7 protein-coding genes and 2 pseudogenes are annotated in these 13272 nt (G+C 39.2%); all 9 read right to left on the reverse strand.

What is annotated here, in order from left to right:
* Positions 1-154: 154 nt before the first annotated feature.
* The 9 genes and pseudogenes from EL144_RS03575 to EL144_RS03620 all read right to left on the reverse strand — a co-directional run bounded on the left by EL144_RS03575 (position 155) and on the right by EL144_RS03620 (position 13272).
* A pseudogene (locus EL144_RS03575) lies at positions 155-1301 on the reverse strand (DUF6396 domain-containing protein).
* A 112-nt stretch (positions 1302-1413) separates the two neighbouring features.
* Entirely contained in the window at positions 1414-2568 is a 1155-nt protein-coding gene (locus EL144_RS03580) for a DUF6396 domain-containing protein (protein WP_065336525.1), read from the reverse strand.
* Between the two features lie 113 nt (positions 2569-2681).
* On the reverse strand, positions 2682-3842 hold the full coding sequence (locus tag EL144_RS03590) for an SEL1-like repeat protein (RefSeq protein WP_005704776.1): 1161 nt from the start codon (positions 3840-3842) through the stop codon (positions 2682-2684).
* Between the two features lie 71 nt (positions 3843-3913).
* Complete coding sequence (locus EL144_RS03595) at positions 3914-5086, reverse strand: DUF6396 domain-containing protein (RefSeq protein WP_126379383.1); 1173 nt, start codon at positions 5084-5086, stop codon at positions 3914-3916.
* A gap of 72 nt (positions 5087-5158) precedes the next feature.
* Positions 5159-6331 (reverse strand): DUF6396 domain-containing protein, encoded by a 1173-nt coding sequence (locus EL144_RS03600; RefSeq protein ID WP_126379386.1) that lies wholly within the window; start codon positions 6329-6331, stop codon positions 5159-5161.
* A complete protein-coding gene (locus EL144_RS03605; protein WP_050332966.1) occupies positions 6331-8430 on the reverse strand; it encodes a phospholipase D-like domain-containing protein in 2100 nt (699 codons plus the stop codon). The genes EL144_RS03600 and EL144_RS03605 overlap by 1 nt, the downstream gene beginning before the upstream one ends.
* Positions 8431-8784: 354 nt before the next feature.
* Positions 8785-9958: pseudogene (locus EL144_RS03610) on the reverse strand (DUF6396 domain-containing protein).
* A gap of 72 nt (positions 9959-10030) precedes the next feature.
* Complete coding sequence (locus tag EL144_RS03615; RefSeq protein ID WP_065336523.1) at positions 10031-11203, reverse strand: DUF6396 domain-containing protein; 1173 nt, start codon at positions 11201-11203, stop codon at positions 10031-10033.
* A complete protein-coding gene (locus EL144_RS03620) occupies positions 11203-13272 on the reverse strand; it encodes a phospholipase D-like domain-containing protein (protein ID WP_005705169.1) in 2070 nt (689 codons plus the stop codon). Before EL144_RS03620 ends, EL144_RS03615 begins: the two co-directional genes overlap by 1 nt.

Here is a 13272-nt window from a genome sequence, read left to right on the forward strand (position 1 = left end):
ATACCTCTCAATCATGCTGATGCTAGAGGTTGTTGTTAGGATTTAAAAATGTGTAATCTCGTAATATTTGGTGAGGTGATTATTAGTTTTTAAAAGAACAAAAAAAACACCGCACTTTTAACCCGCTCAGTCTAAAAGTGCGGTGGATTTTCCGTTATTTTGTCGGTTTCTTCGGCATGCCGGTTTTTTCGTCTAAACCCGTATCGTCGTTTAACCCAGCTTGCCATGCCAAACGGCGTACAAGAGCCTCATCTGGTTTAGCTGGCGCGTCCCCTTCAAACCAACGCTGAAAAGCAATTTTGCCATCCCATTCCGGTAATTTTGCTGGAGGCAATGGCACAATATCATCCAAATCAGGAACTTTGGGTTGGAGATAGTCTTTTTCATAAAGGTAATCGCCGATAATTTTATAACGACGAGCTCGCTCACTATCTTCTTTAAGGTTTAATTCATCCAAATATTTATCTTCTCTTTTATTATTAAAAACTTCTGATAAAACATTACCAGAAAGTTCACTACCGTTTTTTACACCTTGATGAAATGCTTCTAGTGCTCTCTGATATTCTTTCTAATCGAAGTCCTAACATTTCTGAAGCATCACTTAGACCTTGTTCCGAAGCGCAGGCACGTAGTTGATCAATTAGTTTTATACGCATTTCTAATGTATCATCATCATTAATCTTACCTAACATATCCGCTACAACATACTGTGCTTCCCGACTCCCCAAGTCTGCCGCTTTACGAAGATAGGCATACTTGCCATCTTTCTCCGTACGTACACCGTAGCCTACATCCAAATAACCGTACAGATTATAATACGCAGTGGCAGGCAGTTGTTTTGCCAGTTCTTCATTAAGGTTATGTACTTCTGTTTGCGGCATATCGGAGCTAATTCGTCCACTTTTTAGTAAATACTGTAAACGAATATTTGCTTTGTAATCGCCATTCATTGCTGCAATTCGATAATAGCGTGCCAACCCATTCCATACTGCATCCCCTTTTTTACCCGTCCACATATTGTGTAAGTCATGGTAAAGCGCGTAGTTATATAGCTGTTGGGTTTCTTGTGATAATTCCGGCCTTTCTTCATGTTTGCAAACAAATTCTAAATTTGCTTGTAATTGTTCCATTTTTTCCATTTTGATTTTTCTCGCTTTGTATTCGTCAATAACTCCGGGGGAAGTCGAGTGTCCGGCACCACCTAAATCAACACCTTCAAATAAACTCATGCCTGCCCATATTGCCAGCACAATCAAGACCGTCATGATAATGACGATGATTTTAAAAATACGTGCTACCATTAGTCACTCCGGGAAATAGCAAGAAAAAAATGGAAAATATCTATTATAAAACACCCTAAAAAACCACCGTACTTTTAAACCATTCAGCTCAAAAGTGCGGTTAATTTTTTAATCATTTTGTTGGTTTCTTCGGCATGCCGTTTTTTTCGTCTAAACCAGTATCACCGTTTAACCCAGCCTGCCATGCCAAACGACGCACCAGGGCTTCATCAGGTTTGGGCGGGGCTTCCCCTTCATACCAACGCTGAAAGGCGATTTTACCGTCCCATTCCGGCAATGGCGCTGGAGGCAATGGCACAATATCATCCAAATCAGGAACTTTGGGTTGGAGATAGTCTTTTTCATAAAGGTAATCACCGATAATTTTATAACGACGAGAACGTTCAGAATCTTCTGATAAATTTAGAAAATCCATATCGCCATCCTTTTGTTTGCCACTAAATGCTTCTTCCAACCGACTTGCAGAAGAGGAACTGCCATTCTTTGTTCCTTGATGAAACACTTCCAATGCTTGTTGGTATTCGTTCTTTCTTTGAAGTCCAATACCTAACATAACTGATGCTTGACCTAATCCTTGCTCTGAAGCACAAGCCAACAATTGGTCATAGATTTTTAAACGCAACGGTCTTGTTTCTTCATCATTAATATCAGTTAATATATCCCCAACGACATATTGTGCCTCGCGACTCCCTAAATCCGCTGCTTTACGAAGATAGGCGTACTTGCCATCTTTCTCCGTACGTACACCATAGCCCACATCCAAATAACCATACAAATTATAATACGCAGTGGCAGGCAATTGTTTGGCCAGTTCTTCATTGAGATTATGCACTTCCGTTTGTGGCATATCGGAGCTAATGCGTCCGCTTTTCAGTAAATACTGTAAACGAATATTGGCTTTGTAATCGCCATTCATTGCTGCAATTCGATAATAACGTGCCAACCCATTCCAGACCTCATCGCCCCGCTTGCCCGTCCACATATTATGCAGGTCGTGATAAAGCGCGTAGTTATAGAGTTGTTGGGTTTCTTGTGATAATTCAGGTTTTTCTTCGTGTTTGCAAACAAATTCTAAATTTGCTTGTAATTGTTCCATTTTTTCCATTTTGATTTTTCTCGCTTTGTATTCGTCAATAACTCCGGGTGAAGTCGAGTGTCCGGTACCACCTAAATCAACACCTTTAAATAAACTCATGCCGACCCAAATCACCAAAACAATCAAGGCAATCATAGCAATAACGATGATTTTAAAAATTCGTGCTACCATGAGTCACTCCAAAAAATAGCAATACAAAAATGGAAAATATCGATGATAAAAACACCCTAAAAAACCACCGCACTTTTAACCCGTTCAGCCCAAAAGTGCGGTGGATTTTTCTGTTATTTTGTTGGTTTCTTCGGCATGCCGGTTTTTTCGTCTAAACCCGTATCGCCGTTTAACCCTGCCTGCCATGCCAAACGGCGCACCAGCGCTTCATCCGGCTTGAGCGGAGCTTCTCCTTCAAACCAACGTTGGAACGCAATTTTGCCATCCCATGCCGGCAACGGAGCAGGTGGCAACGGTACGATGTCGTCTAGGTCGGGAACTTTGGGTTGGAGGTAGTCTTTATAGGCTAAATACTTCCAAATTATTTCATAGCGTCTGGCACGCTCAGGATCTTCTGATAAATTTAGAAAATCCATATCGCCCTCCTTTTGTTTGCCACTAAATGCTTCCTCTAATGTACTTGCAGAAAGGGAGCTTCCATTTTTTACACCTTGATGAAATGCTTCTAAGGCTTTTGCATACTCTTTATCTATTATAAAACCAATACCTAAGCTATTTGAGGCTTTACCTAGCCCTTGTTCTGATGCACAAGTACGCAGTTTTTCAATTATTTCTAACCGCATTTGCAAGGTTTCTTCATCATTAATATCTCCCAATATATCCGCCACAACATACTGCGCTTCCCTGCTACCCAAGTCTGCTGCTTTACGTAGATAGGCGTACTTACCATCTTTCTCCGTACGTACTCCATAGCCTACATCTAAATAACCGTACAGATTATAGTAAGCCGTTGCCGGCAGTTGTTTTGCCAGTTCTTCATTAAGGTTATGTACTTCCGTTTGCGGCATATCGGAGCTAATACGTCCGCTTTTTAATAGGTATTGCAAACGGATATTGGCTTTGTAGTCCCCATTCATTGCGGCAATACGGTAATAACGGGCCAAGCCGTTCCATACTTCATCCCCTTTATCTCCCGTCCACATATTATGTAAATCGTGATAAAGGGCGTAGTTATATAATTGTTGAGTCGCTTCTGAGAGTGGCGGAAGTTCTTCTTTTTTACACGTAAATTCCAATGCTGCCAACTGTTCTAATTGTACCATTTGTGTTTTCCTTTGTTGTTCTTTTTCCTTTATATCGCAGCGCTCAGGGCGAGGGCCAGAAGGCCCTCCTCCCAGAAATATTGGGTTACATTCTAAATAGCGATATAAAAAGAACAGCCCAATAATGCTAGCTAACAATAAAACCAGTAAAATTTTAAAACACTTTTTCATTGGTCACCCTATTAGAACAACATCTCAAATAAAACCGCACTTTAAACATATAAAGTGCGGTCAATATTTTATTATTTTTTTACGGATTTCGGTAAATTGGTTTCTAAATCCAGTCCATTATCCACCCGAAGTCCTGCCTGATTCGCCAGTTTCTGCATCAGTGCCTCACTCGGTTTAGGCGGGGCTTCCCCTTCATACCAACGCTGGAAAGCGATTTTACCGTCCCATTTCGGTAATTTTGCCGGAGGCAATGGCACAATTTCGTCTAGGTCGGGGACTTTGGGTTGGAGATAGTCATAACGTGATAAATATGAACTGATCATGTGATAACGTTTTACACGCTCATAGTCAGGAGATACATCAAGGAAATTAAGATTATCTGCTTGCACCCCGCTTTCAAAAGCATGAGAAAGCACTAATGCAGATATGGAATCACCATTTTTAACTCCTTGATGGGAAACCTTCAATGCTTCATCATATCTTTTATCAAGTCTAAGAAAAGATCCTAAATTTCCAGAGGCCTCACCAAGCCCTTGTTCTGATGCACATGCCCACAACTGTTCAACAAGATTCAAACGATACTTAAAGGCTTCTTGAGTTTCCTCACTATCTTCTATATCTGCCAGCATTTCAGCCACTGTATATTGTGCTTCTCGACTTCCTAAATCCGCTGCTTTTCTCAAATAAGCATATTTGCCGCCCTCTTCGGTACGTACTCCATAATCTTCATCCAAATAACCATATAGATTATAGTAGGCTGTCGCCGGCAATTGTTTTGCCAGTTCTTCATTGAGATTATGCACTTCCGTTTGTGGCATATCGGTGCTAATGCGCCCGGTGTTTAACAGATATTGCAACCGCACATTAGCTTTATAATCGCCATTAGCGGCAGCAATGCGATAATAACGGGCTAACCCGTTCCATACATCATCCCCCTTATCTCCCGTCCACATATTATGCAAATCGTGATAAAGTGCGTAGTTATATAATTGTTGAGTTTCTTTTGAGAGTGGCGGAAGTTCTTCTTTTTGACACGTAAATTCCAATGCTGCCAACTGTTTTAATTGTGCCATTTGTGTTTTCCTTTGTTGTTCTTTTTCCTTTATATCGCAGCGCTCAGGGCGCGGGCCAGAAGGCCCTCCTCCCAGAAATATTGGGTTACATTCTAAATAGCGATATAAAAAGAACAGCCCAATAATGCTAGCTAACAATAAAACCAGTAAAATTTTAAAACATTTTTTCATTGGGCACCCTATTAGAACAACATCTCAAAATAAAACCGCACTTTAAACATATAAAGTGCGGTCAATATTTTATTATTTTTTTACGGATTTCGGTAAATTTGTTTCTAAATCCAGTCCATTATCCACTCGAAGTCCTGCCTGATTCGCCAATTTCTGCATCAGTGCCTCACTCGGTTTAGGCGGGGCTTCCCCTTCATACCAACGCTGGAAGGCGATTTTACCGTCCCATTTCGGTAATTTTGCCGGAGGCAATGGCACAATTTCGTCTAGGTCGGGGACTTTGGGTTGAAGATAGTCGTTATCAGTCAAGTAATTCCAAATAATGTTATAACGTTTAGAGCGCTCTTTATCTTCAGGCACATTCAAAAAATACATATCACCATCTTTATATTGACCTGAAAATCCTTTATCTAGCCTATGAGCGGAAGAATCATTGCCATTTATTACACCTTGATGTAAAACTATTAGAGCTTCTGAATATTTTTTATGAAATAGTAAACCAAGAGCTAATTCATTTGAAGCCTCGCCTAACCCTTGCTCTGATGCACAAGAATACAAATCTTTTGCAATGGACATCCGATATTTAAAGGCTTCTTCACTCTCATTTTGATCTTCAATATCCTCTAACATTTCAGCCACTGTATATTGTGCTTCACGACTCCCTAAATCCGCCGCTTTTCTCAAATAAGCATATTTGCCGCCCTCTTCGGTACGTACTCCATAATCTTCATCCAAATAACCATATAGATTATAGTAGGCTGTCGCCGGCAATTGTTTTGCCAATTCTTCGTTGAGATTATACACTTCCGTTTGCGGCATATCGGTGCTAATCCGCCCGGTGTTTAACAGATATTGCAACCGCACATTAGCTTTATAATCGCCATTAGCGGCGGCAATACGGTAATAACGGGCTAATCCGTTCCATACATCATCTCCCTTATCTCCCGTCCACATATTATGTAAGTCATGGTAAAGTGCGTAGTTATATAATTGTTGAGTCTCTTCTGAGAGTGGCGGAAGTTCTTCTTTTTTACACGTAAATTCCAATGCTGCCAACTGTTCTAATTGTGCCATTTGTGTTTTCCTTTGTTGTTCCTGTTCTTTTGCATAGCAACGTGCCGGTGGCGGATCCGAGGGACCTCCGCCAAGATGTAGCGGGTTACATTCAAAATAGCGATATAACCAAAACAAACCGATGATTGTCACTATCACTATTACCAGTAAAATTTTCAGACATTTTTTCATTAGTCTAACTTACTCACTTTTGGATTCGGTCTAAAAAATTGACGTAACGGATATAATGGTTTTGATGATTTTTCTTTCTTGGCTTTGCGATTATCATCAAGCAGAACCTTCCAAACAGCAAACACTTGTTTTGCCACATTATAATCATGCATACCATCCGGATTTGCTGCGGCATTCTTCTTGGTATGCAAACTCCATAACCGTTTGCGTAAATCACGTGCGATCTCTCCTGATTCTAAAATAACCCCGAGCTCCGTATCTTTTTCCATACTACGCGTATTCAAGTTTGCTGAGCCTATTACGGTAAATACATCATCTATAATCGTTACCTTGGAGTGAACATACACTTCCTGCCAAGTATTATCTGCCACTAAGGTACAAATATGTGCATTTACTCCTGGTGTATCTTTCAAGTCATACCCCAAATTTTTGGTAAAATCTAGATCTGTCTCTCCATATAGAATATCACCTTGTTTTTTTCTCTGAAATTGATGCTTTTCTAGCTCTTTCTCAAGGTATTGATATTTTATCCGGGATTTAGCCTCTTTCACCTCTTTCCTATAGGCTTCAATTTGAGCGTTTATTTTTTTTAGTCGTGCTTCAGTAGTCTTATCTAACAGGGGAATGAGCCCAGGCGTACCACGATTAGTTGAAGATATTCTATTTCTTTCTGCTTCCAATTCTTCCAATCTCACTTTTTTCGCCACATTTGGCATCACATCCTGCCTGCCTAATAATTTCAGCATATTATTGGTAGTGAACGTACCATCACCAATACCGCTATCTGATGAATTAGTGACGGCAAACCAGTGAATAGGACCATGTCTATACTTGCGCATTGTCCGCCAATGAGATAAAAATTCCTCTACCAATACCGGCCAACGAAAATACTGATTCTCAGTATAAATATAGCTCACTGTTTGTTGGATATTTTTTAAATAAACTTTCATAATATCCTTCACTCGAGGTTTATCGTAAGTACGCACTATCTGAGCCAGCAATGTAATTCCATCCATTCCCATACTTGGATTCGGTTTAAAACTACTACGCTGAATATCTTTTCTATTTTTAGTTAAATTTTCACTCAAATCGTAGCTTCCCCGATTCTCAAAAAAATCATTACGATCCCAAGATTGACAAAAATTATAATTTAAATCCCATAACACCTGCCCTGTCACAATACTAGAAACATCTTGTAATGGCGTATTGACATTTTTTCCTTTATTAGCTTTTTTTAGTTCACCATAAATATGAACACTTTCATCCCAGTAGTTATCCAGCATATTATGCTCCATCACAAATCCAACTGCGCGCTCTGGATATTCGTAGTCTATCAATACCATTTTTTGGTGATGAGAAGAGGTCACCCCGAGAAGTAATTCAGCCTTCCAAGGCAAATTTCTATCAGCATACTTTCCACTCCCTATATCATTAAAAAGTGTTATCCGTCGGTTTTTATACTGAATCTTTTGCAAACGTTTCTTATCTTCTGAAATTTTCCACAAATAAGGATACATTTCCTTATATTCATTTTCTAATTTATCCCTAGCCTCTTTATAATAATCATTGTCATCATGCTCATTACGACATTTTAAATGAAACTTGCCGTCTATTGCGTTGTACCAATCAACATCATAATTCGATTGTTCCGAAGAAATCTCCTCAGTTGGATGACCATGACCAATTAGATTCTTTTTACCTAAATTTGCAGAATCTCTCTTTAATGCTTGAGCATCAAGCCACATACTCCAAACCAAAATTCTTACCTTCACTCCTTCTAAAGCCTTTTTAATAAGAAGATCACCAATACGCAAAGACTTACCGTCACGTTTAAAATACATCGAAGGCTGAAAGCCCCAAATCGCAATATCTATAGAAGACTCTGCTTTTTCTATTTTTTCATAAATTGTGGCAAATGCTTTATCCCCATTCACTAACGCCTTAAATGTAGCGGGAACAGGCTTACTGTGAGCATCTGACATATTAGGTAAAAACTCTTTTTTATCTTCGTCAGATAAAAACCAACTAAATCCTACTTTTGCTCTTAATTTATATTTTGATGCAGGAATGTGAATAAGTTTTCTTATATTTTCAGTCATACCACTACCTTCCTTAATATCAGTTTTTCAATTAATTTATATAGCTCTTCTCTTCTGCTGGCTTTTATTTTCAGCTTTTCCTTGCTCTAAATAGAAAGCATAACTCATGATGCTCACATTATTAGTCTCTTCAATAAAACGCTATCATCAGTATAGCCATAATATACACTATTAGTAGCTATAACTTCATATCTTCCTCTTTTCTTCATATGAAATTAAATTATTAAAGGCAAGTAAAAAGTGAAATTTAGTATAAAGAGAAAGAGTCTGCGCAGACTGAGTTGACAAATTTTTAGTTATAAAAAGACAAAAATTAACCGCACTTTACAATCTAAAGTGCGGTCGAAATTTTTGTTATTTTTTCACTTCTCTTGGTAAACCCGTTTCTAAATCCAACCCGGTATCCACCCGAAGTCCTGCTTGGTTCGCCAGTTTCTGCATCAGTGCCTCACTCGGTTTTGGTGGGGCTTCCCCTTCATACCAACGCTGGAAGGCGATTTTACCGTCCCATTTCGGTAATTTTGCTGGGGGTAAGGGTACAATTTCGTCTAGGTCGGGGACTTTGGGTTGGAGGTAATCATAGCGTGATAGGTATGAACGAATCACGCTATAACGTTTTGCTCGCTCATCATCAGGATGGGACATCAAGAAAATTAAAAGAATCCCTAGTTGTTTCTCGATTAAAACCGAGAGAAAGTGCTAATGCAGATATCGTATCGCCATTTTTTACACCCTGATGATAACTCTTTACAGCTTCCGAATATTTTTTAGCTAATTCAAGGTTTGCACCTAAATTAGAGGATGCATTACCAACGCCCTGTTCAGATGCACAAGTTCGCAACTGCTTAACTAACTCTAAGCGATACTTGAAGGCATCTTGAGTTTCCTCACTATCTTCTATATCTGCCAGCATTTCAGCCACTGTATATTGTGCTTCTCGACTTCCTAAATCCGCTGCTTTTCTCAAATAAGCATATTTGCCGCCCTCTTCGGTACGTACTCCATAATCTTCATCCAGATAACCATACAGATTATAGTACGCTGTCGCCGGCAATTGTTTTGCCAGTTCTTCATTGAGATTATGCACTTCCGTTTGTGGCATATCGGTGCTAATGCGCCCGGTGTTTAACAGATATTGCAACCGCACATTAGCTTTATAATCGCCATTAGCGGCAGCAATGCGATAATAACGGGCTAACCCGTTCCATACATCATCCCCCTTATCTCCCGTCCACATATTATGCAAATCGTGATAAAGTGCGTAGTTATATAATTGTTGAGTTTCTTTTGAGAGTGGCGGAAGTTCTTCTTTTTGACACGTAAATTCCAATGCTGCCAACTGTTTTAATTGTGCCATTTGTGTTTTCCTTTGTTGTTCTTTTTCCTTTATATCGCAGCGCTCAGGGCGCGGGCCAGAAGGCCCTCCTCCCAGAAATATTGGGTTACATTCTAAATAGCGATATAAAAAGAACAGCCCAATAATGCTAGCTAACAATAAAACCAGTAAAATTTTAAAACATTTTTTCATTGGGCACCCTATTAGAACAACATCTCAAAATAAAACCGCACTTTAAACATATAAAGTGCGGTCAATATTTTATTATTTTTTTACGGATTTCGGTAAATTTGTTTCTAAATCCAGTCCATTATCCACTCGAAGTCCTGCCTGATTCGCCAATTTCTGCATCAGTGCCTCACTCGGTTTAGGCGGGGCTTCCCCTTCATACCAACGCTGGAAGGCGATTTTACCATCCCATTCCGGTAATTTTGCCGGGGGCAATGGCACAATTTCGTCTAGGTCGGGGACTTTGGGGTGGAGATAATCATAGCGTGATAAGTATTTTGCAATAATTTCGTAACGACGTGAACGTTCTTTATCTTCAGGTATATTTAAAAAATACATATCATCATTTTTGTATTTACCACCAAAAGCCTTACTCAATCGACGGGCCGATGAGTCATGACCATTTTTTGTCCCTCGATGTAAAGCTACTAGAGCTTCGGAATATTTTTTATGAAATAGTAAACCTAGAGCTAATTCATTTGAAGCATCACCTAATCCTTGCTCTGATGCACAAGAGTACAAATCTTTTGCAATAGACATGCGATATTTAAAGGCCTCTTCACTCTCATTTGGGTCCTCTATATTCTCTAGCATTTCAGCCACTGTATATTGCGCTTCCCGGCTGCCTAAATCCGCTGCTTTTCTCAAATAAGCATATTTACCGCCCTCTTCGGTACGTACTCCATAATCTTCATCCAAATAACCATATAGATTATAGTAGGCTGTCGCCAGCAATTGTTTTGCCAGTTCTTCATTGAGATTATGCACTTCCGTTTGTGGCATATCGGTGCTAATGCGCCCGGTGTTTAACAGATATTGCAACCGCACATTAGCTTTATAATCGCCATTAGCCGCAGCAATGCGGTAATAACGAGCCAAGCCGTTCCATACTTCATCCCCTTTATCTCCCGTCCACATATTATGTAAGTCATGGTAAAGCGCGTAGTTATATAATTGTTGAGTTTCTTCCGAAAGTGGCGGAAGTTCTTCTTTTTGACACGTAAATTCCAATGCTGCCAACTGTTCTAATTGTGCCATTTGTGTTTTCCTTTGTTGTTCTTTTTCCTTTATATCGCAGCGCTCAGGGCGCGGGCCAGAAGGCCCTCCTCCCAGAAATATTGGGTTACATTCTAAATAGCGATATAAAAAGAACAGCCCAATAATGCTAGCTAACAATAAAACCAGTAAAATTTTAAAACATTTTTTCATCAATCTTTCCTTGAAACCTTTGGATTAGGTCTAAAAAATTGACGTAGCGGATATAATGGTTTTGAGGATTTTTCTTTTTTTGCTTGTCGATTAGCATCAAGCAAGTCTTTCCATTCATCAAATGCACTTTCAGCCACATTATAATCGTGCATACCATCCGGATTGGCTGCTGCATTCTTCTTGGTATGCAAACTCCACAACCGCTTGCGTAAATCACGTGCGACCTCGCCTGTTTGTAAAATAATGCCCAATTCGGTATCTTTTTCCATACTGCGCGTATTCAAGTTTGCCGAGCTAATAATGGTAAAGGTGTCATCCATAATCGTCACTTTCGAATGCACATACACTTCCTGCCAGGCATTATCTGCCACCAATGTGCAAATATGCGCATTGATACCCGGTGTGTCTTTAAATTCATAACCTAGTTTTTGCGTAAATTGACGATCTTCTTCCGGTTCAGCAATATCACCTTTTTTGATCTTTTGTTTTTCGTTCTCTAAGTCTTTTTTACGAGACTCAATCTCGGCATCTAGCGCCTTTATCCTAGCTTTTCTCGTTTCATCCAATGGTCCCGGAACCCCCAAAGTCCCTTTGGGATTGGATAAAGCTATTCTAGATTTTTCTGTCTCTAACTCTTCTAAGTTTACGTTTCTAGCCACATTCGGCATCACATCCTGACGTCCTAACAATTTCAACATATTATTAGTAGTAAATGTACCTGAACCGATACCACTGTCCGATGAATTTGTAACAACAAACCAATGAATGGGACCAGGTCTGCCTTTTCTCATGTTTTTCCAATGAGATAAAAACTCTTCAGCTAATACAGGCCAACGGAAATATTGATTTTCAGTATAGATATAACTCGTTGTTTGTTGGATATTTTTTAAATAAACTTTCATAATATCCTTCACTCTAGGTTTATCGTAGGTACGTACTATCTGAGCCTGTAATGTCATTCCGTCCATTCCCATATTGGGGTTAGGTTTAAAACTACTACGCTGAATGCCTTTTCTATCTTGAGTTAAATTTTCGCTCGAATCATAGTATCCTCGATTATCGAAAAAACCATCTCTATCCCAAGATTGACAAAAGTTATAATTTAAATCCCATAGTACTTCCCCTGTTACAATACTTGATACATCTTGTAGGGGCGTATTAACATTTTTCCCTGCATTAGCAGCCTCTAAATTTCCGTAGATATGAGTACTACGATCCCAATAGTTATCCAACATATTGTGCTCCATCACAAAACCAACTGCTTTTTCGGGCTTTTTATAGTCAATTAAAACCATTTTTTGATGGTGTGTAGATGCCGCACTCAATGCTAATTCAGCAAGCCAGGGTAAATTCTTATCAGAATATCCTCCATTTGTTATATCGTTAAATAACGTTACTCGTCTGTTTTTATACTGAATTTTTTTTAAGCGTTCTTGATCTTTTGAAATTTTCCATAAATAAGGAAATCTTGCTTTATATTTCTCTTCTAATTCAGATGCGATTTTATCAAGTTTCTCACTATCTCCATCTGGCGAATTACGAATCCTATCAAATGTTGTATGGAACTCTCCCCTAATTGCTTCATACCAATAAGCATCATATTCCATTTGTTCCTGAGAAATTTCCTTCGCAGCTCGACCATAACCAATATAATGTCTATTCCCCAAATTTGCAGCATCTTCGGAGGTTGTTTGCACATCACCCCACATACTCCAAACAAGAAGTCTTACTTTTACATTGTTTAAGGCCATCTTAATAAGAAGATCACCTATTCGTAAAAATTTACCGTCTTTTTTGCGTTTAAAGTACATAGAAGGCTGAAAGCCCCAGATTGCAATATCTATGGAAGAACTTGCATTCTCTATTTTGTCATAGATAGCCCCAAAAGCTTCCTCTCCATTAATTAATGCCCTGAATGTGGCTGGAACTTGCTTACTATGTGCATCTGACATGCTAGGTTCAAACTCTTTTTTATCTTCCTCAGATAAAAACCAACTCAATCCAACTTTTGCCTTTGGCATATATTTGGAAGCTGGAATTTGAATAGGCTTTTTTGTTACATCAGTCAT

The sequence above is a fragment of the Aggregatibacter aphrophilus ATCC 33389 genome, from assembly GCF_900636915.1.
In the GTDB taxonomy this organism is placed as follows: domain Bacteria; phylum Pseudomonadota; class Gammaproteobacteria; order Enterobacterales; family Pasteurellaceae; genus Aggregatibacter; species Aggregatibacter aphrophilus.

Bases quoted from the DNA above. Each gene is read 5' to 3' on its own strand.
- EL144_RS03580 (WP_065336525.1), bottom strand. From the start codon at position 2,568: ATGGTAGCACGAATTTTTAAAATCATCGTTATTGCTATGATTGCCTTG.
- EL144_RS03590 (WP_005704776.1), bottom strand. From the start codon at position 3,842: ATGAAAAAGTGTTTTAAAATTTTACTGGTTTTATTGTTAGCTAGCATT.
- EL144_RS03595 (WP_126379383.1), bottom strand. From the start codon at position 5,086: ATGAAAAAATGTTTTAAAATTTTACTGGTTTTATTGTTAGCTAGCATT.
- EL144_RS03600 (WP_126379386.1), bottom strand. From the start codon at position 6,331: ATGAAAAAATGTCTGAAAATTTTACTGGTAATAGTGATAGTGACAATC.
- EL144_RS03605 (WP_050332966.1), bottom strand. From the start codon at position 8,430: ATGACTGAAAATATAAGAAAACTTATTCACATTCCTGCATCAAAATAT.
- EL144_RS03615 (WP_065336523.1), bottom strand. From the start codon at position 11,203: ATGAAAAAATGTTTTAAAATTTTACTGGTTTTATTGTTAGCTAGCATT.
- EL144_RS03620 (WP_005705169.1), bottom strand. From the start codon at position 13,272: ATGACTGATGTAACAAAAAAGCCTATTCAAATTCCAGCTTCCAAATAT.